At 34.6% G+C, this 25,850-nt stretch carries 32 protein-coding genes and 1 riboswitch; of the genes, 4 read left to right on the top strand and 28 right to left on the bottom strand.

Features of this window, described 5'->3' with window-relative positions:
* Positions 1 to 252: 252 nt before the first annotated feature.
* From CD003_RS06565 to CD003_RS06440, 26 genes are all read right to left on the bottom strand, one after another.
* Positions 253 to 990 (bottom strand): CAP domain-containing protein, encoded by a 738-nt coding sequence (locus CD003_RS06565; protein WP_096200329.1) that lies wholly within the window; start codon positions 988 to 990, stop codon positions 253 to 255.
* A complete protein-coding gene (locus CD003_RS06560) occupies positions 991 to 1,383 on the bottom strand; it encodes an S-layer homology domain-containing protein (protein ID WP_096200327.1) in 393 nt (130 codons plus the stop codon).
* A 152-nt stretch (positions 1,384 to 1,535) separates the two neighbouring features.
* On the bottom strand, positions 1,536 to 1,745 hold the full coding sequence (locus CD003_RS06555; protein ID WP_096200325.1) for a hypothetical protein: 210 nt from the start codon (positions 1,743 to 1,745) through the stop codon (positions 1,536 to 1,538).
* A 408-nt stretch (positions 1,746 to 2,153) separates the two neighbouring features.
* Positions 2,154 to 3,326, bottom strand: coding sequence for an IS200/IS605 family element RNA-guided endonuclease TnpB (gene tnpB / locus CD003_RS06550; RefSeq protein ID WP_096200323.1), 1,173 nt, complete (start codon positions 3,324 to 3,326; stop codon positions 2,154 to 2,156).
* A 292-nt stretch (positions 3,327 to 3,618) separates the two neighbouring features.
* Positions 3,619 to 4,269, bottom strand: coding sequence for a YdeI/OmpD-associated family protein (locus tag CD003_RS06545; protein ID WP_096200321.1), 651 nt, complete (start codon positions 4,267 to 4,269; stop codon positions 3,619 to 3,621).
* Positions 4,270 to 4,431: 162 nt separating this feature from the next.
* Entirely contained in the window at positions 4,432 to 4,809 is a 378-nt protein-coding gene (locus tag CD003_RS06540; RefSeq protein WP_096200319.1) for a PaaI family thioesterase, read from the bottom strand.
* Between the two features lie 152 nt (positions 4,810 to 4,961).
* On the bottom strand, positions 4,962 to 5,339 hold the full coding sequence (locus CD003_RS06535) for a hypothetical protein (RefSeq protein WP_096200317.1): 378 nt from the start codon (positions 5,337 to 5,339) through the stop codon (positions 4,962 to 4,964).
* 140 nt (positions 5,340 to 5,479) lie between these two features.
* The gene (locus CD003_RS06530; protein ID WP_096200315.1) at positions 5,480 to 6,094 is read right to left on the bottom strand and encodes a LysE family translocator; all 615 of its coding nucleotides are present in this window, start codon (positions 6,092 to 6,094) and stop codon (positions 5,480 to 5,482) included.
* Between the two features lie 251 nt (positions 6,095 to 6,345).
* A complete protein-coding gene (gene tnpB, locus CD003_RS06525; protein ID WP_257008226.1) occupies positions 6,346 to 7,518 on the bottom strand; it encodes an IS200/IS605 family element RNA-guided endonuclease TnpB in 1,173 nt (390 codons plus the stop codon).
* 292 nt (positions 7,519 to 7,810) lie between these two features.
* Positions 7,811 to 8,461 (bottom strand): YdeI/OmpD-associated family protein, encoded by a 651-nt coding sequence (locus CD003_RS06520; RefSeq protein WP_096200321.1) that lies wholly within the window; start codon positions 8,459 to 8,461, stop codon positions 7,811 to 7,813.
* A gap of 162 nt (positions 8,462 to 8,623) precedes the next feature.
* Complete coding sequence (locus CD003_RS06515; protein WP_096200319.1) at positions 8,624 to 9,001, bottom strand: PaaI family thioesterase; 378 nt, start codon at positions 8,999 to 9,001, stop codon at positions 8,624 to 8,626.
* Between the two features lie 152 nt (positions 9,002 to 9,153).
* On the bottom strand, positions 9,154 to 9,531 hold the full coding sequence (locus CD003_RS06510; protein ID WP_096200317.1) for a hypothetical protein: 378 nt from the start codon (positions 9,529 to 9,531) through the stop codon (positions 9,154 to 9,156).
* 140 nt (positions 9,532 to 9,671) lie between these two features.
* Complete coding sequence (locus CD003_RS06505) at positions 9,672 to 10,286, bottom strand: LysE family translocator (RefSeq protein WP_096200315.1); 615 nt, start codon at positions 10,284 to 10,286, stop codon at positions 9,672 to 9,674.
* A gap of 251 nt (positions 10,287 to 10,537) precedes the next feature.
* Positions 10,538 to 11,710, bottom strand: a complete 1,173-nt coding sequence (gene tnpB, locus CD003_RS06500) for an IS200/IS605 family element RNA-guided endonuclease TnpB (RefSeq protein ID WP_257008226.1) — start codon at positions 11,708 to 11,710, stop codon at positions 10,538 to 10,540.
* Between the two features lie 715 nt (positions 11,711 to 12,425).
* Positions 12,426 to 12,641: a hypothetical protein gene (locus tag CD003_RS06495; RefSeq protein WP_179295461.1), complete on the bottom strand. Its 216-nt coding sequence runs from the start codon at positions 12,639 to 12,641 to the stop codon at positions 12,426 to 12,428.
* A 102-nt stretch (positions 12,642 to 12,743) separates the two neighbouring features.
* A complete protein-coding gene (locus CD003_RS06490; RefSeq protein WP_096200313.1) occupies positions 12,744 to 13,061 on the bottom strand; it encodes a hypothetical protein in 318 nt (105 codons plus the stop codon).
* Positions 13,062 to 13,126: 65 nt separating this feature from the next.
* Positions 13,127 to 14,023 (bottom strand): macrolide 2'-phosphotransferase, encoded by an 897-nt coding sequence (locus CD003_RS06485; protein ID WP_096200311.1) that lies wholly within the window; start codon positions 14,021 to 14,023, stop codon positions 13,127 to 13,129.
* A 551-nt stretch (positions 14,024 to 14,574) separates the two neighbouring features.
* Complete coding sequence (locus tag CD003_RS22565) at positions 14,575 to 14,934, bottom strand: CBO0543 family protein (protein ID WP_373558553.1); 360 nt, start codon at positions 14,932 to 14,934, stop codon at positions 14,575 to 14,577.
* A gap of 110 nt (positions 14,935 to 15,044) precedes the next feature.
* Positions 15,045 to 15,479 (bottom strand): VOC family protein, encoded by a 435-nt coding sequence (locus CD003_RS06475; protein WP_096200307.1) that lies wholly within the window; start codon positions 15,477 to 15,479, stop codon positions 15,045 to 15,047.
* 385 nt (positions 15,480 to 15,864) lie between these two features.
* Entirely contained in the window at positions 15,865 to 17,142 is a 1,278-nt protein-coding gene (locus CD003_RS06470) for an IS110 family transposase (RefSeq protein WP_096199813.1), read from the bottom strand.
* A 366-nt stretch (positions 17,143 to 17,508) separates the two neighbouring features.
* Entirely contained in the window at positions 17,509 to 18,078 is a 570-nt protein-coding gene (locus CD003_RS06465) for a hypothetical protein (protein ID WP_096200306.1), read from the bottom strand.
* A gap of 90 nt (positions 18,079 to 18,168) precedes the next feature.
* The gene (locus CD003_RS06460; protein WP_096200304.1) at positions 18,169 to 18,390 is read right to left on the bottom strand and encodes a helix-turn-helix domain-containing protein; all 222 of its coding nucleotides are present in this window, start codon (positions 18,388 to 18,390) and stop codon (positions 18,169 to 18,171) included.
* A gap of 10 nt (positions 18,391 to 18,400) precedes the next feature.
* Entirely contained in the window at positions 18,401 to 18,877 is a 477-nt protein-coding gene (locus CD003_RS06455; RefSeq protein ID WP_096200303.1) for a DUF2975 domain-containing protein, read from the bottom strand.
* 166 nt (positions 18,878 to 19,043) lie between these two features.
* Positions 19,044 to 19,811: an ABC transporter permease gene (locus CD003_RS06450; RefSeq protein ID WP_096200301.1), complete on the bottom strand. Its 768-nt coding sequence runs from the start codon at positions 19,809 to 19,811 to the stop codon at positions 19,044 to 19,046.
* A gap of 2 nt (positions 19,812 to 19,813) precedes the next feature.
* Positions 19,814 to 20,743, bottom strand: a complete 930-nt coding sequence (locus CD003_RS06445) for an ABC transporter ATP-binding protein (RefSeq protein ID WP_096200299.1) — start codon at positions 20,741 to 20,743, stop codon at positions 19,814 to 19,816.
* A gap of 254 nt (positions 20,744 to 20,997) precedes the next feature.
* Positions 20,998 to 21,594 carry a hypothetical protein gene (locus CD003_RS06440; protein ID WP_096200297.1) on the bottom strand — a complete coding sequence of 199 codons (597 nt, stop codon included), beginning with the start codon at positions 21,592 to 21,594 and terminating at the stop codon, positions 20,998 to 21,000.
* 136 nt (positions 21,595 to 21,730) lie between these two features.
* On the opposite strand from CD003_RS06440, the gene tnpA reads away from it, so the two are divergent.
* The 4 genes from tnpA to CD003_RS06425 all read left to right on the top strand — a co-directional run bounded on the left by tnpA (position 21,731) and on the right by CD003_RS06425 (position 23,869).
* Positions 21,731 to 22,051, top strand: coding sequence for an IS66 family insertion sequence element accessory protein TnpA (gene tnpA, locus CD003_RS06435; protein ID WP_096200295.1), 321 nt, complete (start codon positions 21,731 to 21,733; stop codon positions 22,049 to 22,051).
* Entirely contained in the window at positions 22,051 to 22,407 is a 357-nt protein-coding gene (gene tnpB, locus CD003_RS06430; RefSeq protein WP_096200293.1) for an IS66 family insertion sequence element accessory protein TnpB, read from the top strand. The genes tnpA and tnpB (CD003_RS06430) overlap by 1 nt, the downstream gene beginning before the upstream one ends.
* A gap of 48 nt (positions 22,408 to 22,455) precedes the next feature.
* Complete coding sequence (locus CD003_RS21785) at positions 22,456 to 22,623, top strand: hypothetical protein (RefSeq protein ID WP_179295460.1); 168 nt, start codon at positions 22,456 to 22,458, stop codon at positions 22,621 to 22,623.
* Between the two features lie 134 nt (positions 22,624 to 22,757).
* Positions 22,758 to 23,869, top strand: a protein-coding gene (locus CD003_RS06425) for an IS3 family transposase (RefSeq protein ID WP_096200291.1) whose coding sequence is annotated in 2 segments (ribosomal slippage) — positions 22,758 to 23,007 and positions 23,007 to 23,869 — 1,113 coding nt in all. Because the reading frame shifts where the segments join, the coding sequence is not laid out codon by codon here.
* Positions 23,870 to 24,139: 270 nt separating this feature from the next.
* Here CD003_RS06425 and CD003_RS06420 read toward each other — a convergent pair.
* Together CD003_RS06420 and CD003_RS22210 are read right to left on the bottom strand one after the other, a co-directional pair.
* The gene (locus tag CD003_RS06420) at positions 24,140 to 24,508 is read right to left on the bottom strand and encodes a peptide-methionine (S)-S-oxide reductase (protein ID WP_096200289.1); all 369 of its coding nucleotides are present in this window, start codon (positions 24,506 to 24,508) and stop codon (positions 24,140 to 24,142) included.
* A 146-nt stretch (positions 24,509 to 24,654) separates the two neighbouring features.
* Positions 24,655 to 24,769: riboswitch (SAM riboswitch) on the bottom strand.
* 953 nt (positions 24,770 to 25,722) lie between these two features.
* Positions 25,723 to 25,848, bottom strand: coding sequence for a hypothetical protein (locus tag CD003_RS22210; protein ID WP_257008220.1), 126 nt, complete (start codon positions 25,846 to 25,848; stop codon positions 25,723 to 25,725).
* Between the last annotated feature and the right edge of the window lie 2 nt (positions 25,849 to 25,850).

The following is a 25,850-nucleotide window of genomic DNA, read 5'->3' as shown; positions in this document are numbered from 1 at the left end:
CCCTTCCAACAACTCTTTTGATTGAATTAGTAATTAGAAAATTCTTAATCTTAACTATATTATACCATTAAACACTTAATTTATTATTAATACGCATAAATTTATTGTGGGACGCACCTTAACACACAAAAATCCTAGCACCTTAAAACAGGTAACTAGGATCTTAATGTTTATTTTTTTTAGATAGAAATAATCGATGTTCACTGGTAAGCTATCTATAACTTTATAGACTTAGGATAGCAAACATGACTATTATCTAGTAACAAAAATTTGTACCCAATAGTGACCAACATTTCCTCCTTGTGCATAGCCAACTCCAACCTCTGTCCAATTAGGGTTTAAAATATTCGCTCTATGTCCAGGGCTATTCATTAAACTTTCCAACGCTAATTCTGGGGTATTATATCCGCCATGGAGATTTTCTCCCACACTCGGAGGATATATTTCAAAATACTGTAATAATTCTCTTGGGTTTCCATATACCGGTGAAACATGGTCAAAATATTTTAAATCTCTCATATCTTCAGCTTTAAAAATTGCGGCTTCACTTACATCTGATGCTAACTTCAATTCATGTAGATTATGCTTCTTACGTTCTTCATTTAACAGATTAAAGAATAATTGTAACTCTTCACTTAATATAATAGTTTCTTTCTCTACACTAGATGGCTCCGTCTTAAATTCGTCCACGTTTATTGGTTCTGTACTCTTTGGTTCATCTTCAATAATGATTTCATCAATTATTTGTATTTCCTCTACTTCAGGTACCTCTGCTTCAACATAATCTATTGCTCTTTTAATAAATACTGCCATTTGTGCTCTTGTAACGTTTCCATTTGGGTTGTATGTAGTAGGAGTTGTGCCAGATGTAATTCCCGTTGCAACGAGAGTGTTAATATCATTATAAGCCCAATGATCGTTTGATACATCGTTAAATCTGTTTTGATTCGTACCTTCAAGTTCGAATGCCACAACTAGAATCTTTGCCATTTACGCTCTTGTTAAAGAATCATTAGGATTAAAGCTGTTTACTCTTGCAAAAACCCCTTCTTCTACTAATGCGGATATTTCATCATATGCCCAGTGACTATTCGGCACATCAGAAAAGCCTGGATTAGGATGAATACCACCTTGTTCTGTCCCAAGTGCTCTTGCTAAAATCACTGCGCTTTGCGCCCTTGTCACTTGTTCGTCCGGTCGATAAGTTCCATCTTTAAAGCCACCGACCATTCCTTTATAACTTAACTCGTAAATCGCATCTTTGGCCCAATATGTACTTGAAATATCTTTGTATAACGATTGTGCCATAACTGAAACAGTAGACATGAAAACTAAACATAATACGACTAGTGTTACAAATGATAATTGTTTAATAGATTTCAAAAAGTTCCCTCCAATTGATGTTATTTATCAAGGTACATTATATGTTTTTATTCAGAAGTTCACAATCATTATATTTTGTATATAAGAGCATCTATAAAAATAGTACCAACTCCTAAATAAATAGAAATTGGTACCTCTTATTTGCTAAACGTTTATCTAGACATTTTCGGCGGTTGGCACACGTCACATTTACGTTGGTTTTTATTTTTAAATTTAGTAAATGATTTTTCAAAGTTACTTCCACATGCACATTTGAATAGTAGCATTTGAGAAAAACCATGATATTCTGTCGATAGTAACTTACTTTCTGAATTTTTCTCAACAAATTCTTTAATTTTATCAATAGTCCATCGTTTATTCATTTTCTTACACCTCTATTTTTCTCTAATCGGAGGCTTTTTTGCATCCGTTCACTTATGAGTAACAATCTAATTGTCCTAAGTGCTTCATTATATCATGAGCTAGTACACAATGAAATACTTTCTGATACAACAAGTTAATACTAAGATTGTGAATTGTACTCACTACACCAACATTCTTTCTGCCCATTTTTTATCATTTGTAAATGAGACAGTAAGCCATTTTTTATAACGCAAATCCTTTGTATGTCTGTTAATTTCCTCTCGGATTTTATCCTGATCATCAACTGTTTTTATTTTTGATTGGTTATTAAGGACAAAGTCAATCTCATTGAACTACCCCACCTTAATTTCTAATGAAATTTTAAGATGGAGATTCCTAAGAACACCAACCTACCGGTCAGTTTATGATTAGGCTATCCCCGCAGTTCCTGCGGTTAATCGCAATGCTTCATTACGAAGATTGATACTTGCGTTACTATCCCTTTGATGATGGCTTTTACAAATGGGACAAGTCCATTCACGCAAAGCAAGATTTTTAACGTCTTTGTGTTTATGACCACAAGTGGAACACAGTTGACTACTTGGAAAGTTTTTCGCTACGGAAACAACTTGTTTTCCGTACCATTTCGCTTTGTATTCTAGCAAGGTTCTGAATTGTGACCACGATACCTCACTTATGGCTTTTGCGAGGTTGTGATGTTTGAGCATATTTTTGACAGATAAATCTTCAATACCGATGATGTCGTGGTTTTTGACAATCTCGGTTGAAATTTTATGTAACATATCTCTTCTTGCATTTGCGATTTTCTCATGAATTCGGGCCACTTTCGTTTTTTGTTTTTGCCAATTCGAAGACCCAATTTGTCGCCTTGAAAGAATCCGCTGTTCTTTTGCTAGTCCTTCTTCTAATGTACGGAAAAATCTAGGATTTTGATAGGTAGTTCCATCTGATAGTGTGGCAAAGTCTTTTAACCCTACATCTATCCCTACTGCTGAATTAGATTTAGGAAGTTCTTCTACTTCGGTCTCTGCTAAAATTGAAATGAAGTATTTCCCACTTGGACTACCCCTTATCGTTGCATTCATGATACGACCTTCGACTTCACGACTTTTGGCAAAACAAACAAGACCAAGTTTTGGTAGTTTAATGTGTTTATCTACGACTTCAATATTTCTATTAACAAATTTTGTTGTGTACGATTGAACAGGGTTCTTTTTTGACTTAAAACGTGGCTCACCGTTCTGTTTTTTGTAGTAACGTGTGTAGGCATCATTTACGATTTCGACTGATTTTTGGAGCGCAATACTATCAACTTCTTGTAAGAACGGATAATTTTTCTTCAATTTTGGTAGTGATTTAATCGATTTGTTTTTATTGAAGAACTCACCTTTCCAATTGTTTTCAAGGAGTAGTCCACTTTGTACCATTTCGTTGACAATAGACCAATAAGCGTCTTTCTCTTTTTGCTCACCAACAAAATAGTTATAGACGAAACGTGAACAACCAATTGTCTTATTTATGAGCTCTATTTGTTTTTTGTTTGGAAAAATCCGAAACTTAAATGCCTTTTTAATTAACATATTTTCACCTCACCCAAACAGAACGCTTGTTCTCATTATATCACAATGAGGTATATTTTGGCTATGGCCAACCGACATTCATCTCCCCCTTATCGTTGGGCTCAAGCCCTTCTCACGATTGAAGAGGGAGTCTTCTGTCGGGTGATGATAAAAAAGCCAGAATCTCAATGGATGTGCTGGCTTGTTTTTCATGTAATTAATAAGGTCTCAGTAGTTATCAAGTGGCCTGGTTTCAAGAAAATAAATTGGTGTAGATTGCAATCAGACCATTACACAAAATTTATTTTGCATTCTATCTCTTCTTTTGACGATATAAATCAACTGATTTATATCCCTCTGATAAGATATCGACCATTTGTTCTTGGCGCTTTTCACGTGTTTTCTGTTGCTTTGCAGAAAAGATATATCGAGCCCAATCCCTTTGATAACCAGGTGTAAGTTCCTTATAAAAATCAAGTTCCTTTGGAGAATCTGTTAACAACTTTTCTACATCTTTCACACGCTCTTCATAATCAGCGACACATTGACTTGCAGCAGGAGACTTTTTTACTTTCTTCTTTTCACGTTTTAGCCCAACAACGGTAAATACATCATCCATACTCACCATCCGTGAGAATTTCACATCGCTATTTTCGACGTAGCCATCTTCGCCTACTTTCATTGCTGGAAAGATATCATCTCTATGTACGAATGTTTTATATCGTTTGTTCCCCTTTTTGGGATATGCAAAAAACAAGTAACCTTTTTCGAGTAATTGTTCCTCATTGATTACACGTTGGGTATGCTTCACAATTTCATCAATCGTTTCAACAAAAATAAAAATTGCATCATGGTCACCAGTCAATGCTGACTTTTCTCCACTAAACAAGTCATAATCGCTAGGTTGATGAAGTACAGACAGGTTTTTATACTTATTTAGATTTAATTTATCAATTATTGTCATCACATACCTCCATCTGAATCAACTTTTTTGGATTAAAATCTGCTTAGAGAACCACTTCCCATTTTTGAAAGTAATCTGAGCTATCTAATATGCCTTCCGCTAGCATCACTGACGATAGATTTTCCATTCGCAAGCGCCTCTACTTCTTCACGCAAGCGTTTATTAAATCCTTGCATACGTTCCTAACGCCACGGCTACAATTTTCCCATCGCCATCTTTTATTTTCGCTTCCATGGTAATTAATTTTCTTCCTTGTTTAATTACATTAGATTCAGCAATAAGTGTTTTCCCCTTTGCCGGAGATAAATAGTTTATCTTCAATTCAGAAGTTACACACTTTTGAACACCATCTTTTGGAGGTGCAGCAGCGTGTCCCATTGCCACATCAGCAAGTGTAAATGTTACACCACCGTGTAGAACTCCCTCTAGACTATTATATAATTCCTCTTTAACTTCTAAATAAGCAACACAACCACCACTATCTAAATGCTCTATCTTGATTCCTAAATATTCATTAAAACGATTTACACCATGTTCCATAACTAGTCTCCTATGTCATTTATTTTATATAAGTATAATATGTAATTTTAAACATATCAAAAAGAAGATAAAACTTGAAGTGAAATGACTTATAAAAGTTTTTTTTATGATTCACTAATAAACTGAAAATACAGCTACATATTGACAGCTGTTTATAAAAAACTTTGTTCTTTATACTTATCAAACCCATTTTTAGTGAGTTGCTTCAATTCACTAAATAAGATAGGAACAGCTTTCTTAAAATTAAAACAAGACTTCCCTTGCATTCGTTTTTTCATATCATCTGAAGTATCATTCAGTAATTCTGGAAAGATATATACGGGCATTAAATGGTAGCTTACATAATTTTTCTTAATTTGGACTGCTCCGAAGAAAATGGGCTTTTTATTTTTGGGGTCAATTTTACGTGTATCTAAATAATAATTTTCTAAGCTATCAGTTTTAACATCCAAGTTAGCTTCGTATTCTTTTAAAAGAATATATAATTCATTATATATATTTTGAAACTCCAGCTTCCCGCCGTTATTCATAGATTTCATCTCCTATTCAATATTAATTATTATTGTCATTTTGAACCCAACAAATCGTTTTACATTAATATTTATTTATTGTTTTGAATGTAAGACGACAAAAATATGAACATCCTTCATTATGAAGAATGTTCATATAATTACTCTTGAGTTTGAAGAGCCAATTTTAATCCTAAACCAATATATACCATAGCTACAACTTTTCCAATCCAATGCGAACTCGCGTTAGTTTTAGCAAAGAACTTATTCCCTACTGCACTCGTTAGAAACACTAAAAGAGTAGTATACGTGATACTCATTAAAACAAAAGTCAGCCCAAGTATAAAAAGTTGAGTTGTTACGGAAGCTCCATTAGTATTCACAAACTGTGGCAAGAAAGCTAAGAAAAATAATGAGGTCTTAGGATTAAGTAATTCAATCAATAAAGCTTGGCGAAATGATGTATTAGTTTTAACATTTTTTATAATAGGTTTCTCTACTCGCTTTGATTTCTCAACCAAAGCACAAAGACCTAAATAAACTAAGTATGCCGCACCTAAATATTTAACAATTTCAAAAGCAAGCGCAGATGTCATTAAAATAGCCGAAAGTCCAAGTACTGCTGCAAAAGTATGGATCAAATCACCAACTGCAATGCCTAAACCAGTAACAATTCCATTCTTCTTTCCACCTTTAATAGTTTGAGATATTGTTAAAAAAACAGCAGGACCCGGGATTAGAAATAACATTAGAACAACTAAAATGAAAGTTATCATTTACTAAAATTCCTTTCTGTGGGCTATGATAGGGTATCTCAATTCATTTTAACACTTTAAAGTGATATACTAAATAACTTTTTTAGTAAATCTTCCCTTTTCACAGAAAGCTACTAACTCAATTCATAGAATTAATTTTTTTCTACCTTTTCTTCTAATGTAAAACAATCTTTGAACTACTCCACCTTAATTTCTAATGAAATTTTAAGATGGAGATTCCTAAGAACACCAACCTACCGGTCAGTTTATGATTAGGCTATCCCCGCAGTTCCTGCGGTTAATCGCAATGCTTCATTACGAAGATTGATACTTGCGTTACTATCCCTTTGATGATGGCTTTTACAAATGGGACAAGTCCATTCACGCAAAGCAAGATTTTTAACGTCTTTGTGTTTATGACCACAAGTGGAACACAGTTGACTACTTGGAAAGTTTTTCGCTACGGAAACAACTTGTTTACCGTACCATTTCGCTTTGTATTCAAGCATCGTTCTGAAATGGGACCATGATACCTCACTTATGGCTTTTGCGAGGTTGTGATGTTTGAGCATATTTTTGACAGACAAATCTTCAATACCGATGATGTCGTGGTTTTTGACAATCTCGGTTGAAATTTTATGTAACATATCTCTATCGTGCATTTGTGATTTTCTCATGAATTTGAGCCACTTTTGTTTTTTGTTTTTTCCAATTCGAAGACCGATTTCTCGTCTGGAAAGAATTCGTTGTTTTTTTGTCAGTTTCTCTTCTAATGTACGGAAAAATTTAGGATTTTGATAGATAGTGCCATCTGATAGTGTGGCAAAGTCTTTTAACCCTACATCTATCCCTACTGCTGAATTAGATTTAGGAAGTTCTTCTACTTCGGTCTCTGCTAAAATTGAAATGAAGTATTTCCCACTTGGACTACCCCTTATCGTTGCATTCATGATACGACCTTCGACTTCACGACTTTTGGCAAAACAAACAAGACCAAGTTTTGGTAGTTTAATGTGTTTATCTACGACTTCAATATTTCTATTAACAAATTTTGTTGTGTACGATTGAACAGGGTTCTTTTTTGACTTAAAACGTGGCTCACCGTTCTGTTTTTTGTAGTAACGTGTGTAGGCATCATTTACGATTTCGACTGATTTTTGGAGCGCAATACTATCAACTTCTTGTAAGAACGGATAATTTTTCTTCAATTTTGGTAGTGATTTAATCGATTTGTTTTTATTGAAGAACTCACCTTTCCAATTGTTTTCAAGGAGTAGTCCACTTTGTACCATTTCGTTGACAATAGACCAATAAGCGTCTTTCTCTTTTTGCTCACCAACAAAATAGTTATAGACGAAACGTGAACAACCAATTGTCTTATTTATGAGCTCTATTTGTTTTTTGTTTGGAAAAATCCGAAACTTAAATGCCTTTTTAATTAACATATTTTCACCTCACCCAAACAGAACGCTTGTTCTCATTATATCACAATGAGGTATATTTTGGCTATGGCCAACCGACATTCATCTCCCCCTTATCGTTGGGCTCAAGCCCTTCTCACGATTGAAGAGGGAGTCTTCTGTCGGGTGATGATAAAAAAGCCAGAATCTCAATGGATGTGCTGGCTTGTTTTTCATGTAATTAATAAGGTCTCAGTAGTTATCAAGTGGCCTGGTTTCAAGAAAATAAATTGGTGTAGATTGCAATCAGACCATTACACAAAATTTATTTTGCATTCTATCTCTTCTTTTGACGATATAAATCAACTGATTTATATCCCTCTGATAAGATATCGACCATTTGTTCTTGGCGCTTTTCACGTGTTTTCTGTTGCTTTGCAGAAAAGATATATCGAGCCCAATCCCTTTGATAACCAGGTGTAAGTTCCTTATAAAAATCAAGTTCCTTTGGAGAATCTGTTAACAACTTTTCTACATCTTTCACACGCTCTTCATAATCAGCGACACATTGACTTGCAGCAGGAGACTTTTTTACTTTCTTCTTTTCACGTTTTAGCCCAACAACGGTAAATACATCATCCATACTCACCATCCGTGAGAATTTCACATCGCTATTTTCGACGTAGCCATCTTCGCCTACTTTCATTGCTGGAAAGATATCATCTCTATGTACGAATGTTTTATATCGTTTGTTCCCCTTTTTGGGATATGCAAAAAACAAGTAACCTTTTTCGAGTAATTGTTCCTCATTGATTACACGTTGGGTATGCTTCACAATTTCATCAATCGTTTCAACAAAAATAAAAATTGCATCATGGTCACCAGTCAATGCTGACTTTTCTCCACTAAACAAGTCATAATCGCTAGGTTGATGAAGTACAGACAGGTTTTTATACTTATTTAGATTTAATTTATCAATTATTGTCATCACATACCTCCATCTGAATCAACTTTTTTGGATTAAAATCTGCTTAGAGAACCACTTCCCATTTTTGAAAGTAATCTGAGCTATCTAATATGCCTTCCGCTAGCATCACTGACGATAGATTTTCCATTCGCAAGCGCCTCTACTTCTTCACGCAAGCGTTTATTAAATCCTTGCATACGTTCCTAACGCCACGGCTACAATTTTCCCATCGCCATCTTTTATTTTCGCTTCCATGGTAATTAATTTTCTTCCTTGTTTAATTACATTAGATTCAGCAATAAGTGTTTTCCCCTTTGCCGGAGATAAATAGTTTATCTTCAATTCAGAAGTTACACACTTTTGAACACCATCTTTTGGAGGTGCAGCAGCGTGTCCCATTGCCACATCAGCAAGTGTAAATGTTACACCACCGTGTAGAACTCCCTCTAGACTATTATATAATTCCTCTTTAACTTCTAAATAAGCAACACAACCACCACTATCTAAATGCTCTATCTTGATTCCTAAATATTCATTAAAACGATTTACACCATGTTCCATAACTAGTCTCCTATGTCATTTATTTTATATAAGTATAATATGTAATTTTAAACATATCAAAAAGAAGATAAAACTTGAAGTGAAATGACTTATAAAAGTTTTTTTTATGATTCACTAATAAACTGAAAATACAGCTACATATTGACAGCTGTTTATAAAAAACTTTGTTCTTTATACTTATCAAACCCATTTTTAGTGAGTTGCTTCAATTCACTAAATAAGATAGGAACAGCTTTCTTAAAATTAAAACAAGACTTCCCTTGCATTCGTTTTTTCATATCATCTGAAGTATCATTCAGTAATTCTGGAAAGATATATACGGGCATTAAATGGTAGCTTACATAATTTTTCTTAATTTGGACTGCTCCGAAGAAAATGGGCTTTTTATTTTTGGGGTCAATTTTACGTGTATCTAAATAATAATTTTCTAAGCTATCAGTTTTAACATCCAAGTTAGCTTCGTATTCTTTTAAAAGAATATATAATTCATTATATATATTTTGAAACTCCAGCTTCCCGCCGTTATTCATAGATTTCATCTCCTATTCAATATTAATTATTATTGTCATTTTGAACCCAACAAATCGTTTTACATTAATATTTATTTATTGTTTTGAATGTAAGACGACAAAAATATGAACATCCTTCATTATGAAGAATGTTCATATAATTACTCTTGAGTTTGAAGAGCCAATTTTAATCCTAAACCAATATATACCATAGCTACAACTTTTCCAATCCAATGCGAACTCGCGTTAGTTTTAGCAAAGAACTTATTCCCTACTGCACTCGTTAGAAACACTAAAAGAGTAGTATACGTGATACTCATTAAAACAAAAGTCAGCCCAAGTATAAAAAGTTGAGTTGTTACGGAAGCTCCATTAGTATTCACAAACTGTGGCAAGAAAGCTAAGAAAAATAATGAGGTCTTAGGATTAAGTAATTCAATCAATAAAGCTTGGCGAAATGATGTATTAGTTTTAACATTTTTTATAATAGGTTTCTCTACTCGCTTTGATTTCTCAACCAAAGCACAAAGACCTAAATAAACTAAGTATGCCGCACCTAAATATTTAACAATTTCAAAAGCAAGCGCAGATGTCATTAAAATAGCCGAAAGTCCAAGTACTGCTGCAAAAGTATGGATCAAATCACCAACTGCAATGCCTAAACCAGTAACAATTCCATTCTTCTTTCCACCTTTAATAGTTTGAGATATTGTTAAAAAAACAGCAGGACCCGGGATTAGAAATAACATTAGAACAACTAAAATGAAAGTTATCATTTACTAAAATTCCTTTCTGTGGGCTATGATAGGGTATCTCAATTCATTTTAACACTTTAAAGTGATATACTAAATAACTTTTTTAGTAAATCTTCCCTTTTCACAGAAAGCTACTAACTCAATTCATAGAATTAATTTTTTTCTACCTTTTCTTCTAATGTAAAACAATCTTTGAACTACTCCACCTTAATTTCTAATGAAATTTTAAGATGGAGATTCCTAAGAACACCAACCTACCGGTCAGTTTATGATTAGGCTATCCCCGCAGTTCCTGCGGTTAATCGCAATGCTTCATTACGAAGATTGATACTTGCGTTACTATCCCTTTGATGATGGCTTTTACAAATGGGACAAGTCCATTCACGCAAAGCAAGATTTTTAACGTCTTTGTGTTTATGACCACAAGTGGAACACAGTTGACTACTTGGAAAGTTTTTCGCTACGGAAACAACTTGTTTACCGTACCATTTCGCTTTGTATTCAAGCATCGTTCTGAAATGGGACCATGATACCTCACTTATGGCTTTTGCGAGGTTGTGATGTTTGAGCATATTTTTGACAGACAAATCTTCAATACCGATGATGTCGTGGTTTTTGACAATCTCGGTTGAAATTTTATGTAACATATCTCTATCGTGCATTTGTGATTTTCTCATGAATTTGAGCCACTTTTGTTTTTTGTTTTTTCCAATTCGAAGACCGATTTCTCGTCTGGAAAGAATTCGTTGTTTTTTTGTCAGTTTCTCTTCTAATGTACGGAAAAATTTAGGATTTTGATAGATAGTGCCATCTGATAGTGTGGCAAAGTCTTTTAACCCTACATCTATCCCTACTGCTGAATTAGATTTAGGAAGTTCTTCTACTTCGGTCTCTGCTAAAATTGAAATGAAGTATTTCCCACTTGGACTACCCCTTATCGTTGCATTCATGATACGACCTTCGACTTCACGACTTTTGGCAAAACAAACAAGACCAAGTTTTGGTAGTTTAATGTGTTTATCTACGACTTCAATATTTCTATTAACAAATTTTGTTGTGTACGATTGAACAGGGTTCTTTTTTGACTTAAAACGTGGCTCACCGTTCTGTTTTTTGTAGTAACGTGTGTAGGCATCATTTACGATTTCGACTGATTTTTGGAGCGCAATACTATCAACTTCTTGTAAGAACGGATAATTTTTCTTCAATTTTGGTAGTGATTTAATCGATTTGTTTTTATTGAAGAACTCACCTTTCCAATTGTTTTCAAGGAGTAGTCCACTTTGTACCATTTCGTTGACAATAGACCAATAAGCGTCTTTCTCTTTTTGCTCACCAACAAAATAGTTATAGACGAAACGTGAACAACCAATTGTCTTATTTATGAGCTCTATTTGTTTTTTGTTTGGAAAAATCCGAAACTTAAATGCCTTTTTAATTAACATATTTTCACCTCACTCAAACAGAACGTTTGTTCCCACTATATCACAATGAGGTATATTTTGGCTATGGCCAACCGACATTCATCTCCCCCTTATCGTTGGGCTGAAGCCCTTCTCACGATTGAAGAGGGAATCTTCTGTCGGGTGATGATAAATTTTTGTTCAAATCTCACTATAATTTAAAAGAGTCTCCTAATTAGCTTCTATCCCTATCATTCATACCTTACAGTTGATATTCTAACAGTGTTCATACATATCCAATCAATTGAGGAGGTAATAATTATGAAAAAAATTATTTACTGACAGGAGTAGCAACTCTTTTTGCGACGACTTTATTAGCTGGATGTGGCGGTGATAATGACCCTGTCTATGAAGAACCTCTTGAAGAACCTGTTTTTGAAGAACCATATGACGAAACAAATGAAGAACCATATGACGAAACAAATGAAGAACCATTTTATGATGAACCTGATGAAGAAACTTTCTTTGATGAACCTAGTGACGAGTCTCTAAACGAGGAGTATGAAGAGTACTCTGAAGAAGAATTAGATATTGAAATAAATGACTAATTTTTTATAAAAATTCAAAACCCTTATAAAAAAAGAAGGATAGGTGAGCAGGTACTATATCTGCTTACCCTATCCTTTTTGTAAAACAAAGATGGTGTTGCTGAACTAATGCAACTCGAATGGAAGAGAACAAAAATGATTAAATGTACTTAATTTGAATTACTAAGGTCAAAGCGTGCAATTTCTTCACCTTCTATAGAAACAATTAAAGATGCATCCATAGCATGTTCCTTCAACTTCTCTAATTGTTCGGGTGTTGGAGCAAGTCTAACATCAGGATTTTCTTCTAACGCACCTAAAGTAAAATCAAGGGTGTATTTTCCTTCTTGATATGGTTCAAGAATAGGCAAACCAGTTTTCCCCATACCTAAATTTTCTTCTTCGTCAAAAATATTGATGCCTATTACTTCTTTTGAAACTGCTTTTAATATACACCTAATGAATTGTAACCATTTTATCATGAAAATTTAAAAAGGATTTTCCCCTTTTATAAATGGAATAATAACAATATAGAGAGACACGATAAAAATTATCCAAAAGTAAATGGACTTCATTCTTCCCCGATAAAAGTTACTGCGATTTCTTGTGAAAATATATGCGATGATAGAATATACAGCAAGTAAAACATATGATATTCCAAACCAATTAACCCATACATTACCCATGAATGATATTCCGTAGCTTTCATATACTTTGCTAGCGAAGTTAACAGTTAAGTAAAAACCAATTATCCAAAATAGGATTAATTCAAGAATATTTATAACATCTCTTCTACAACCTTCCATTTAATCCCTCCAAATCTTCTGCCTTAAAAAAGACTTCTGAATAAAACATTTTAAACTAACGTTAATTAGCTATCACTTGCAAGCATGTGTACAGCTGCCTCATGCATGTCTTTCAATCCCGACGCTTGAGCGTATTCTGCAACAGTGATGCCACTTGTTGTTAGAAGTTCAATAATATGCTCATCCATTCTTGACCAGGTTTTTCCTCCAGCGTTGTCATAAGCGTCGATTAACTTTTTCAATCCATCTTTACCAAAGAGTAGATGATGCGACGTGAAATCGTCAGATACATCACCTATCCCAACTTCTGTCCAATCAATTAAGCCCGTAACATGATTGTTCTTATCAATAAGAATATGGCCGGGATGCAGATCTCCATGTTTTACCCCAACATGGGAAGGCCAAAGAGAGTCTTCAGCTAACCAAGTCTGCCAACGGTCCCACAAATTTTGATTAACATCGTATTTTTCTTTTACACGTTCCATTCGCTGTTTCATGGAAGCTCTTAACTCACTAGCACCAACCATTTCAACACCGATATCTTTGAATTGTTGTTGAGGTAAAGTGTGTAAATCTGCTAGGGCTTTTCCTAATGAATAATAATATTCAGATGGTACATTGGATTCATCAATACTCCACACATAGTTTTGTTGTTCAACGTCAATAGTAGCAGCAGGTACACCACTTAGTTGCTTATAGGCAATGAAGTCTTCTGAGAAAATCGACCAATTGGGAACTTCAAATCTTGCATAGTTATTAATGATATCTAACGCTTTTTTCTCTTTTAATGCATGTCTCATAGATTCTGGTCTACGTGGAACCCTGAGTATCCAATTATTAGCGTTCTGATCCTTGGCATGTGCTACTTGAAAGTCAACACCAGACTCATTTATTTTTACCGTATCTTCTAAAATATCTAGGCCTTTACTATTTGCTAATTGTTTAATTTTAAGTGTATTCATGTTCATTACCTCCAAAGATATTTTTCATGTCGTTCTTGTTGTTGTATTCATTCAATTTCTTTTTGATATTCATAATCAGAATAGTTACCTGTTATACAATCAAAGGAATATATAATAAAAAAACACAGAAAGTCTCCTGTCTGTGGTAAAGAGTAAACGAGGCAATACAAATAGAAGTCTTCTTTTATATGAATAAAAAAAAGACATAAGAAAAAAGACAGACGATTATCTGCCTTTCTTCTTCTAAAAAAGCGAATACTTTCCCGTTGAAGATTATTAAAAATGTGCAGACTACTCCCGTTTACTCTGTTTTATGAAAACAAAGCCTTTGAACATATTAAGTTACTTATTGTTCAAAGCTTTCTGGCGTAATCTTCCTGCATGCATCATTTATAATAACCCTCCTTTCAATTATGTATAAACAATATACTTTATTTATAAGTAAATATCAATAAAGAAACATTCTTGTTAGAGCAACCACACATATGACTGCTCCTGCTGAACAGCTAGTGCCCCAGTTTGTTCAAGAAATACGAACTAGGGCTAATAATTTAGTGTTTTATATATAGGTAGTGCCATCTAACAATAGGAAAAATTAATACATAAAAAATAAAGGAGTACCATAATTTCCATCCTGTATATGTTAGATAATCGAAATACACAGTAGTCCATTCGAAAAAGGTAGAAAACACAACCCAACCTATCCAATATAGGATAAATCGTGGAGTTTGTTTAGGCATAAAGTTCAAAAATAGGATTGCAAATAAAGGTGACATAAAAAGTTTAGTGGTAAAAGCTTCAGGACTTAGCTTATCAGCTTCTCCAGCAAAATGATATAGCTCGAATACATGACCCAAATAATAATCAACGACAATTTCAAGGAAAGAAAAGCTAATCCATATTATGTACATATCTCTTTTTTTCATATACTTAGGCATGAAACACAAAATTAGCAAAAGAGCAATTAAAACAATTGTTGTATATAACACAAAATATCCTCACTTTTCTTAAAATACACCGATTAATTCTCCCTTTTTTCCTCCCAAAGCTGTATACGTTCTTCGTGACTAACCTCTTTATGTACTTGATGCAGCATCCATATATAACCAAAGGTGTCCATGAATATGGCGTTCGAAACTCCGTAGTCATGAATCTCAGTCACAGGTTGCACCTCTGTACAACCTAAATTCATCGCCTTTGCATAAGTCTCCTTAATGTCTGGGACTGTAACATTAAACCAACTAGTCTTAGGGTCGTCAGGTTTTGGTGCGATCAAATGGAATTTTGGGTTTTCATCTAGCATATGAAAGTGAACGTTGTATAGGGTAAAAACTACCTCATTTTCACCACGAGGAAAGTTTGAAACCTCCACACGCTCGATATCAAATATATTTTCGTATAATTCCAATGCTTTTAAGCTATCTTTCACAACCATATTTAATTCTACTCCAACCATAATTGAACACTCCCTCTATAAATATTGATATATCAACGGTTTGACCCGTTTGTGAGGTGTCAAAAAAATATTTTTCGACACGACCTCTAACAGTAATTTAAAATTATGTGAAACTATTCCAATCTATGGGTGCGCTACGCGGTCACTACTGGATATTAATGTAAGTAGCGTTGAAGAAATATACGATGCACCATGGATCTCTGCGTAGCTTATGATGACGTACCCTCCCATGTCTCTGGACATCTGTGTGCCTACATTCCTTCGTTCGGTCTAGTCATAAGGCAGAGGCTAGCGAAGCTCCTTTAGGGACTCTAGGTCGAATGGTGAAAATAGTGCCAGCTTCTCCGTGTCATCCAATTGTCTAGTTCATTCAAGGAGATGCAGACTACATAGCCTCTTCGAGACTAGGTACATCCCTCATCATTCTTTGTGCATCGAATGCTTTATGCTTCGTACTGATTCCATGTAATACTTTTAATAGTTTTCCGCAAAGGACCACAATTGATTGTTTCTTTCGTAACGGGTTGACTGTGCGATTTGTGTAATATTCATGTAGTTTACGAAAGGCTTCGTTATGACGGATCATTGGCATCATCACTCGAAACAGGAGGGCGCGTAGCTTCCTTCTGCCTCGTTTAGAGATACGTTTTTGACCTTTGTGCTGCCCAGACGAATTTTCACGCAATGTGAGTCCCGCGAGTTTGATAAGTTGGCGTGGATCCTCATAATGTGAAAAGCTGCCGATTTCAGCTAATAGATCAACGATGGTAGTGTCTCCGAGTCCATTAACTGTTGAAAGCCATTCATATTCTACAGACGTTTTGACGAGCTCAACTAAGCTTTGGGTGATGCTTTCAATTTCTTGTTCTAATTGGTGATAACGTTGAACGAGTGTGGCAATTTCAAAACGGGCCATCTTACGTCCTTCTGTTACTCCAATCGAGTGAGCTGCGACTTCAATGAGACGCACAGCTTTGGGCTTCTGAGGAGATTTCATCCCCTCTACTTGACGATACATCACAAGTAATTCATCAGGTTGTTTTTGGTAGAGATCACTTGGGAATGGCGTACATTCGAGTACGGCCAAAGCCATCTTTCCGAAAGAGGGAAAGACTTGAGTGAATTCAGGAAAATAGCGGTCCAACCAGCGAATCATCATGTTTTTAACGGCTCCCAGTTCCTCCGTCAACTTACTTCTAAACGTTGATCCGACGCGAAGTTCAGCTTCGACATCTTTTAGAATACGAGGATAACTAAAACGTCCGTCTTTTAATAGTCGAGCAATCACTAGCGCGTCTTTACGATCATGCTTTGTAGGCAGATTGTCATCTAACTCCTTTGAACGCTTAACGTGCATTGGATTGGTCATGACAAGCGGAATGCCTCGTTCCTCAAGAAAGTAGGCTAAGTTTAACCAATAATGGCCAGTTGGTTCAATTCCTACTAGAACTTCTGTTTTTCCATGCTCTCTTAATGCTTTGAGAATTCGATCATAAAATGACTCAAACCCTTGATGTGACTGTGTAATAGAGAATGATTTCTGGAGTATCCGTCCACGGTCGTCAACAAAGCAGGAGAAATGTGTACGCTTTGCGATGTCGATTCCGACAACGAGGGTTTCTTCAGTGACTTGATTTATTTTCTGATTTTGTTTAAAATCCATTGTGGAGTCCTCCTTGGTTACTAAATTAGGGGTCAATTCGTCCAGATTTGACACCCCGTATCATACCAAGAGGGCTCTTTTTTGTTCAAGTCCCCGAAAAACCTTCTAACAGGAATGCTCCTTTTACAAATCTATAAATATTCTTAACCTCACCATTTTCCCCAGTTTATCAATTAAAATATACCAAATACAATATTAATACCGTTAAAAATGGTTTTCTCATTGTACTATTCTGCCCCGTAAGTAAAAAACGTTTCTGACGTTGTTGTAGACACGCACCCGTAAGTGTATATATTCACATTAACTTAGAATGTATCAATTATACGTAGCAACACAAGTTTCATATTTTACTTTGAGCTGGTTTTGTCAATATACAGATAACCATATGTTTGCGACAGTATTGTCATCTTGGCTCCATAACGTAAGCTTTTGTTTATTATCCCTATCCACGTAAACCATAGCTATTCCAAGTCCCATTTCTCGATACGAATAATAACTATTACCATATATTTGTTTGGCTTTTTTTATGGTGTCCCCTACTTTTAGTCCAGAGCTTGTTTCAATAGGGGCTCCGCCGACTGACAACGAAACAATTTTATACTCTTTGTCTATACTTAGAAAAAAATCTTCATAAACATAAGAATAGCCATCAACTTTCTCCCTTTTTTCAAACGAACCAAAACCATTGATGCGTTCTTTTGTTATTGTTTCTTGTAAGCGAAACTCCCCGATAGATTCATACTCTAGATTTGTCGAAGATACGAAGTAATGGTTGGTTGCTAAGACCCACCAACCGACTACAAGTACAATTAAAACTAAAGGAGATGAAATAAAAATAACACCCATATGTTTTGAAAAATTGTATAGAAAAAAACCTATAAATGGTAGAAAAATTATTAACACTATTAACAACAAAATCAATTGAGACCATTCCATTCAGTGTAAACTAACTTCTTGTCTCCAAATACCAAACAGATAACCAATTTAATCACCCTATTATTTTATCACTTCATCACTGACGTAGACTTAATCCTTATTTTCCGTTTCACCTTGATATTCAAGAATATCCCCAGGTTGGCAGTCCAAGGCCTTACAAATAGCTTCTAAAGTGGAAAATCGAATTGCTTTTGCCTTTCCATTTTTCAATATAGAAAGATTAGCCATTGTGATTCCAACCCTTTCTGAAAGTTCTGTTACACTCATTTTCCTTTTAGCGAGCATCACATCAATATTGATTATAATTGCCATTGTTTACACCTCACACTGTTAAATCATTTTCTGATTTTATATCAATCGCTTCTTGTAAAAGCCTTTGAAGAACAGCAGCGAATACTGCGATTATCATTGAGGCAAACATAGGGACCATTCCAATGATTATAAGACCTGGGGCATCGTCTAGTTCTGCTACGAGAAAAACAAACGGCATAATTACTAGATATAAACCACTGATTGACACAGCACAGAATTTAATAACCTTTAGGCCTTTAACAGACACTTCAGAGAAAGCTAGGGACTTGTCAATATAGTTTAAAAGTTTAAACGCCTGATACAATGCAACGAAAAAAGGTATTACAGATAAATAAATACCTATAATAATGGGATATAGTACATGTGCATAATCTGGATTTACGGGATTATTAACTATCCAAGGCAAACCCAATATACACAAAGCAAGAACAGGAAATCCAATAAGGAAAACCGCTATCTTTAAAAAAATTGTTGAACCTCGTTTCATAAAAAGCACCTCACTTATTTATTGTCATTTTCAATTTAACAAACAATTTATCGTTTTACAATAAATTTTTATTAATTTGAATAATATTTTTGTTGTTAAATACTCATTTCAACAAAAATAAAACATTCCTCTATACGAAGAATGCTCAATAACTTTAAAAATAAATTTATACATTCACATCTCTTTTAGAAAAACTAACAAATGACACAATAAAAAAGACAACCATATGTATAACAATGATCATAATTGAGAATTGTAATGTCATTCCTTCAAATTTAGGTATACCAAGGAAGTACTGTGTTAAGTTCGTGTTTGCAAATAAAATATATTTACCAATATGAATATTATAGTGAACAAGTAACTCTATTACTAAAGTTACAGACATTAATAAGAAGATAGGAACCGAGACTGAAAATACACTACTTCGAGTGACAACTGATAACATCATAGCAAAAGACGAAATAACGATCATTTCTATAAAGCCAAATCCATATTTCAAGATAATGTTTATAATAAAGGGAGGATCCAGCACTAACACACTGTTAAAAAAGAAGATACCTCCAAATATCAACGTGGATAGTAAATGAATACTAACGACTAAAACGCTAAACAAGAGGACAGCAACATATTTTGATAAAATAATTTTTAAGCGACTTGCTGGACGAATTAAGACAAGCTTGATCGTTCCTGACGAAAATTCACTAGAAACTATATCACCTGCAATAATAATAGAAATAAAATTCAACACAAATATAATAAAAGTACTAGTGTTTACATGATCCCAAAAAGTAAAATTTGTATCGAAAAATATATACCTCATTACCATCGCAATAAAAAGATTCATAACTACTAACAAACCGAGTAATACCCATGCTCTCGGACGTTTGTATATCTTTACATTTTCGTTGAACACAAGATTAAAAAAGTAATTCATTATTAACCCCTTTTTGCTTTAGTAAGGCGTGCTAGAAAAGCCTGTTCTAATGATGTTTTATACTTTTCTATACCAACAACACTGATATTATTTTCTACTAGTAGTTGATTGACGGTGGCTACCTCAAGTTCTGATAAATGGATAGAAAAACCATCTGAAACAATTTCAATTGATTGAGCATATTTAGGATGAATTGCTATAAATTGCTTTAGCTTGTCTACTTCTAAAACCTTAAACCGGTATACACTTTCCTGGTCCGAATCATTTCTAAACACTTCAAGATCTTCATCACTCACCATCATTCCATCGTCAAGAATGAGAACACTATCACAGATCATTTCAATCTCAGCTAATAAATGACTTGAAATAATAATCGCTGTCCCTTCATCAGCAAGCATTTTTAAGTGTTTCCTGAGGTCTTGAATCCCCGAAGGATCAAGACCATTTGTCGGTTCATCTAATAATAAGATCGCAGGACGATGTAACATCGCTTGTGCTAATCCCAGTCTTTGTAACATCCCAAGGGAGTAGGTTTTGACCTTATCATCAATGTAGTCATCCATTCCTAATAATTCAATCACTTCTTCTACTCTACTTTCGGGTACATCGGGAGCGCTTCGATAGAAAATTTGTAAATTATCATAACCTGATAAGTATTCATATAGCTCAGGATTTTCTATAATTGCTCCTACATTTCGAATTGCTCTTTCAAAATCGTCCTGAATGTCTTTCCCTTGAACCTTTATACTTCCTGAGGTAGGCCTTAATAAACCTACTAACATTTTTAATATGGTTGTTTTTCCTGAGCCATTAGGTCCTAGAAGTCCTTTAATCTCACCTTTGTTTAAATGGAAAGAAATATTTTTAACAATATTAATTTTCCCGATACTTTTTGAAAGATTTTTTATTTCTAAGATAGTCTCTCTATTCATTGCACTTGACCCCTTTACATAAGCTACCAAGAAATTTTACTCATCTGCTTTTCTATACTAATTGCAATCAATAGTAATGAAGTATACACTAATTCTACCATCATAGGAAAAGGATGAAAAATTATGGACAGTAAAATAAAAAATGACGAATTAAGAGATAATATAAAAAATTATCATTAAAACAAGTATTATTAGGAATCTTTTTTTTACTAGAAATTCCTCCTTTTCAACCTTTTACAGACCATTATCTGGTTTTATTCACCCTCGACATTATCTGTAATGTTCCAATTGTAAATGTTAACAACACGCTTAATAGATTGAACGGTTTGGTAATCCTGTGGATCATAAGGAATCGTTATAGAGGTATCACCGTCGGAGAACGTGTATGACATAACACGTTGAGAACTTTCCGCTACTGTCCTTGTCACTTCCTGCACCTCATCCCACGCAATACTGTCTTCAGATAAGGTCCAAAATGAATTACCCTGAACGCCATGCTCGTCAAAATAGGCATAATGGTATATGGAGAATACAAACAAAGGAAAAGCAACTACAAATAAGATAAGATGAAGTCCAGTCAGTTTATATGTTCGGTTTTTCTTTTCCGAGTGCATTTTAGTAAACAAAAAAGAAAACAGAACAATCGCAATCCAGATCATTCCGACACCGAAACCGATATACGCTTCCACAGGACGGATAAAGGACCAGTTATCAGCTGAAAAGAACAGCAAATCCTGAATGAACATGACCGTCACAACAGGTACGAAAAAGGATGAGATTAGCAAAAGAAGTCCCCATGTCATAATGTATGGGAAGAGTGTATCAGTATCAACGTTTCTTAAACGGTTCATCAAACTCCCTCCTCGTTTACATCCTTTGATATATTTACGTTACAAAAAAGGTAAGCGTAAAATAATGCCCACATTCTAATAGATTCTATGATATGTGATAATCTCCTTAAAGTAATTAACTTAGGGAGGTTTTTTCATGACCAAAACTGAAAAAAGTGAAAGGCAGCTACTATGGCAGGAACGAGTAGCTTCTTTCAAGGAAAGTGGGCAATCAGTTCGAGCATGGTGTGCAGCTAATGATGTAAAAGAGCACCAATTTCGATACTGGCTTAAGAAAGTTCGTCCAGTTGTTAAAAATAGCACGGCTCATAATTGGTTGGCAGTAAAAGTCGAGGACCAACCGCCAACCATCTCTGAAAACAGCTTAACCATAATAGTCAATCACGTTACTATTGAAGTAAAGCCCGGATTCGACCCCAATTTACTAAAAGACGTAGTGAAGGCTTTGAACACATAATGATCAGTGAAAAGAATATAGAACGTGTCTACCTCGCAAGAGGTAGTACGGATCTTCGTAAATCGATTGATGGATTGGCAGTTCTAGTTCAAGAAGGGTTCGATTTAGATCCCTTTTCTCCCTGCCTCTTTGTTTTCTGTAATCGTAAACGAGATAAACTAAAAATACTGCAGTGGGAGACAAATGGATTTTGGCTGTATTACCGGCGTCTAGAACGTGGTACGTTTGAATGGCCAGATGAAGATAGCTCTTCTACATTAAATATTAGTTATCGGCAATTCCGGTGGTTGCTGGATGGATTACCAATTACACAACGTCACGCTCATCAAGAAGTAACTGCACGCACTATCATTTAACGCTAAAAAACTAAGGTTTTTCTTCGGAAAATGTAGTATATTTAGAGTATGAAAACGACAACTATTAACCCAACTACTAACCAAATAGATGCATTACAAGAAAAGTGTGATTCGCTCGAAAAGCAAAACGCTGAATTGGCTGCAAAAGTAAAATGGCTGGAGGAACAATTCCGTCTTATTGCCGTATTAAAAAGAATTAATTACATCATACAATAGTCCACACTTGGTTGACAGGTGTGGACTATTTTACGCTTACCAAAAAAGAGCATGGTTGGATAGGCTACACTAAGTTGGACAGGTTTGTTAAGGTGCTATACACTTGAGTCAAATTACTCGAAGGAGACGAGACTATGACAAAACGTAAGCGCCGATCATTTACGAAAGAATTCAAAGAACAAATCGTCCAATTATATGCTTCTGGTAAACCTCGTTCGGAAATTATTAAAGAATACGAATTGACGGCTTCTTCCTTTGAGAAATGGGTTCAACAAAACCAGGCAAGTGGTTCCTTTGAAGAAAAGGACAATCGAACGCCAGAACAAGAAGAACTACTTCGACTTCGAAAAGAAAACCAACGCCTCGCTATGGAAAATGACATTTTAAAGCAAGCCGCGCTGATCATGGGACGAAAGTAGATGTGATCCGTAATAACCTTCACAAATACTCGGTATCAGCAATGTGTAACGTCCTACAACTTCCTCGAAGTACGTATTATTATGAAGCAAAGAAACGAGAGAACCCTGACGAAGAGGTAACGAAGCTCATCGTTGACCTTTTCAATAGAAGCCGCCAAATTTATGGACAACGTAAATTAAAGAAAGAACTAGAAAAGCAAGGGTTGCAAGTCTCTCGTCGGCGTATTAGTCGGATTATGAAGGAACAAGGACTGGTATCCAAATACACAGTGGCTCAGTTTAAACCATCGAAAACAAAGTGTAATGAATCTCCTATCGGCAATGCCTTAAATCGAGAATTTAACCAAGAAAAAGAACTCAAAGTCGTAGTGAGTGACTTGACTTACGTTCGAGTTCAGCAAAAGTGGCATTACATCTGTATTTTAGTAGATTTATATAACCGTGAAATTATTGGATATAGTGCTGGTCCTCAAAAAGACGCAGCCTTAGTTCAGCGTGCCTTCGCAAAAGTTCCATACAACCTTCATCGTCTTGAATTATTTCACACGGATCGGGGCAGTGAATTTAAGAACAAACTTATTGATGAAGCACTAAAAACCTTTGGAATTGAACGTTCTTTAAGCAACAAAGGAACCCCCTATGACAACGCTGTAGCGGAGGCAACCTTTAAAGTTATTAAAACTGAGTTTGTGAATGGTAGAGTATTCTCTAACCAACCCGAACTTGACCTTGAACTTTTTGATTATGTTCATTGGTATAACCATGTTCGTATCCATGGTTCACTAGATTATGTTACACCTATCGAATTCAAGTCAGTACACCTTTAATTATTTGTCCAGTTTAGTGTTGACATACCATGGTTTCATTTTTAGTAACAGTTTCTTGTAACATAGTTTAGTTTACTGTATTGTCACGATTCTTCAAAAATATTATTTTATATTTTTTCTGGTGAATGAAATCAAATAGTTATCTAAGAAAAACGGGTTAACTTCCATCGGTTTACACTTCTTTGTTATTTTTTACACTAAAAAAGCAATTGTCTTTGTAAGAGCAATTGCTTCAATCTAAATCAAATAATAAAGGTATTAATACTTTCATTAAGATATTTGTTTAATCTCTTTTACTTTTACCCCTACTGGAGTGATTTCTGTAATCACTTCACATTTAGCCGAGTGATTTAGTGCCTTTTTCTTTTGTTTAGCCACTTTTAATTGGTTACTATTTGAAAAGAAGATGAATGACTGATTATTACGTTGCTGACCGTCTCTCGTTGTAGGATCATGTAAGTCAAAAAACAAGTCTACCAATTCAGTGTATGATACTTTCCAAGGGTTAAACCAAATTTCTACTATATCTAGATTGGTCCCTTTCACCTGTTCTATTTGTACATATTCAATCCCACGATACCCTGTAAAGAATGCTTTCTGACTGAAAAACTCACTTGCACCAAACACTGCTCTTTCCATTATTACCGCTCCTTTGAGCGATAAGCCTTTTATCCATTAAGACAACTTATTAGTAATGTGTAAGCAATTACCGTTTAGAGTGTATACAATAATAAAAATACCTCTCCTTAAATCTAAAGAGAGGTTTGTATAGTTATATACATCTCCTCTCATCTTTCAAAGGTTAACACCTTTGCAGGAATTAGCACCGTTCAAGTTAATGGATAACTTGATGGTTGCCGGGTTTCATAGGGCCTGTCCCTCTACCACTCTGGATAAGAAGTTTATCGCTATTTAATTTTTATTTTAATAAATTGATTGTTTATTATATTACCAATGAGTTAACTAAATTGCAAGTATTATTTTAAATATAATGACAATATTGACACTTTTCCTAGAAAAAGACCTATACATACTTTTTCACTGTGACCACGATCATTACTAAGTCAATTTATTCTTTAATTGATCTAGTTTAGTATATAAAACTGTTTTAAATCTGGATTCAAATGGAAATCTAGGGTATTTAAGAAATAAATAGAAAGGTCCTTTTAAAAGCCTTTTTCTTAATGGTATCTTAAATTTCGCAGTAAAAAATATAGCAGAAAATAGAGAAAGAATAAATGTAAGTAATGGTCTTTTATTATATAAGTATCCATAGACAAATATCTTTAAATAGACTAAACCAGACCAATAAATGTTCCAACCGTATTTAAACCGAATCATATTCAATTTTAAAATAATATATTCAGTGACTGAACAGTAAATTACCCATTTTAGCAGATGGACAATTTTCTTTGGGATAGATTTAGGTAAATCAGATATAAACAAAAGAACGATCGAAGGTGAAATTATAAAAATGTGAACAATCCTCAAAAGCTCCCAGCGAACCCCCTCCGGTCTAAACTCCCAAAGTAGGCTTCTTTTACAAAGGTAATAGTACATAGAATTTAAAAAACTAATATACAATAACCCTCTTTTGTATTGTGGGATTTCCCTCCATGTTCCTTTAAAAATGTTTAAGCATATAATAAAGAGCAAAAGAATACTTTGTTTTTGTTTTTGTTTCATACGGCTTACCTCTGCAATTCGTATTTGAAAATACAAACTTATTATCCCTTATCATCTTACAAAATATGTAAGGTTTTTTGCATAGTAACACCATTTGGCTAAACTATAAGAGTTTCATAGTAATCCGGTATCCAAAACTAGACATACGTCAGCTGATCTACCTGATGTCAATCTCGCTCATAGCAGTCAAAACAAATGATATTTCCATCTTCCTGCTTCATCCCGTTGAAAAATCCATCTAGACAGTAAATATTTTTCTTACAGTGAAAACAAGTGCCCACATTTTCAATCATTG

The organism is Bacillus sp. FJAT-45350, from assembly GCF_002335805.1.
Classification (GTDB): Bacteria; Bacillota; Bacilli; order Bacillales; family NISU01; genus FJAT-45350.
The sequence above is the reverse complement of the archived record's forward strand: the minus strand, read 5'-3'. Positions and strand labels throughout refer to the sequence as shown.

Bases quoted from the DNA above. Each gene is read 5' to 3' on its own strand.
- CD003_RS06565 (WP_096200329.1), bottom strand. From the start codon at position 990: ATGGCAAAGATTCTAGTTGTGGCATTCGAACTTGAAGGTACGAATCAA.
- CD003_RS06555 (WP_096200325.1), bottom strand. From the start codon at position 1,745: ATGAATAAACGATGGACTATTGATAAAATTAAAGAATTTGTTGAGAAA.
- tnpB (WP_096200323.1), bottom strand. From the start codon at position 3,326: ATGTTAATTAAAAAGGCATTTAAGTTTCGGATTTTTCCAAACAAAAAA.
- CD003_RS06545 (WP_096200321.1), bottom strand. From the start codon at position 4,269: ATGACAATAATTGATAAATTAAATCTAAATAAGTATAAAAACCTGTCT.
- CD003_RS06540 (WP_096200319.1), bottom strand. From the start codon at position 4,809: ATGGAACATGGTGTAAATCGTTTTAATGAATATTTAGGAATCAAGATA.
- CD003_RS06535 (WP_096200317.1), bottom strand. From the start codon at position 5,339: ATGAATAACGGCGGGAAGCTGGAGTTTCAAAATATATATAATGAATTA.
- CD003_RS06530 (WP_096200315.1), bottom strand. From the start codon at position 6,094: ATGATAACTTTCATTTTAGTTGTTCTAATGTTATTTCTAATCCCGGGT.
- tnpB (WP_257008226.1), bottom strand. From the start codon at position 7,518: ATGTTAATTAAAAAGGCATTTAAGTTTCGGATTTTTCCAAACAAAAAA.
- CD003_RS06520 (WP_096200321.1), bottom strand. From the start codon at position 8,461: ATGACAATAATTGATAAATTAAATCTAAATAAGTATAAAAACCTGTCT.
- CD003_RS06515 (WP_096200319.1), bottom strand. From the start codon at position 9,001: ATGGAACATGGTGTAAATCGTTTTAATGAATATTTAGGAATCAAGATA.
- CD003_RS06510 (WP_096200317.1), bottom strand. From the start codon at position 9,531: ATGAATAACGGCGGGAAGCTGGAGTTTCAAAATATATATAATGAATTA.
- CD003_RS06505 (WP_096200315.1), bottom strand. From the start codon at position 10,286: ATGATAACTTTCATTTTAGTTGTTCTAATGTTATTTCTAATCCCGGGT.
- tnpB (WP_257008226.1), bottom strand. From the start codon at position 11,710: ATGTTAATTAAAAAGGCATTTAAGTTTCGGATTTTTCCAAACAAAAAA.
- CD003_RS06495 (WP_179295461.1), bottom strand. From the start codon at position 12,641: ATGGGGAAAACTGGTTTGCCTATTCTTGAACCATATCAAGAAGGAAAA.
- CD003_RS06490 (WP_096200313.1), bottom strand. From the start codon at position 13,061: ATGGAAGGTTGTAGAAGAGATGTTATAAATATTCTTGAATTAATCCTA.
- CD003_RS06485 (WP_096200311.1), bottom strand. From the start codon at position 14,023: ATGAATACACTTAAAATTAAACAATTAGCAAATAGTAAAGGCCTAGAT.
- CD003_RS22565 (WP_373558553.1), bottom strand. From the start codon at position 14,934: ATGTACATAATATGGATTAGCTTTTCTTTCCTTGAAATTGTCGTTGAT.
- CD003_RS06475 (WP_096200307.1), bottom strand. From the start codon at position 15,479: ATGGTTGGAGTAGAATTAAATATGGTTGTGAAAGATAGCTTAAAAGCA.
- CD003_RS06470 (WP_096199813.1), bottom strand. From the start codon at position 17,142: ATGGATTTTAAACAAAATCAGAAAATAAATCAAGTCACTGAAGAAACC.
- CD003_RS06465 (WP_096200306.1), bottom strand. From the start codon at position 18,078: ATGGAATGGTCTCAATTGATTTTGTTGTTAATAGTGTTAATAATTTTT.
- CD003_RS06460 (WP_096200304.1), bottom strand. From the start codon at position 18,390: ATGGCAATTATAATCAATATTGATGTGATGCTCGCTAAAAGGAAAATG.
- CD003_RS06455 (WP_096200303.1), bottom strand. From the start codon at position 18,877: ATGAAACGAGGTTCAACAATTTTTTTAAAGATAGCGGTTTTCCTTATT.
- CD003_RS06450 (WP_096200301.1), bottom strand. From the start codon at position 19,811: ATGAATTACTTTTTTAATCTTGTGTTCAACGAAAATGTAAAGATATAC.
- CD003_RS06445 (WP_096200299.1), bottom strand. From the start codon at position 20,743: ATGAATAGAGAGACTATCTTAGAAATAAAAAATCTTTCAAAAAGTATC.
- CD003_RS06440 (WP_096200297.1), bottom strand. From the start codon at position 21,594: ATGAACCGTTTAAGAAACGTTGATACTGATACACTCTTCCCATACATT.
- tnpA (WP_096200295.1), top strand. From the start codon at position 21,731: ATGACCAAAACTGAAAAAAGTGAAAGGCAGCTACTATGGCAGGAACGA.
- tnpB (WP_096200293.1), top strand. From the start codon at position 22,051: ATGATCAGTGAAAAGAATATAGAACGTGTCTACCTCGCAAGAGGTAGT.
- CD003_RS21785 (WP_179295460.1), top strand. From the start codon at position 22,456: ATGAAAACGACAACTATTAACCCAACTACTAACCAAATAGATGCATTA.
- CD003_RS06420 (WP_096200289.1), bottom strand. From the start codon at position 24,508: ATGGAAAGAGCAGTGTTTGGTGCAAGTGAGTTTTTCAGTCAGAAAGCA.
- CD003_RS22210 (WP_257008220.1), bottom strand. From the start codon at position 25,848: ATGATTGAAAATGTGGGCACTTGTTTTCACTGTAAGAAAAATATTTAC.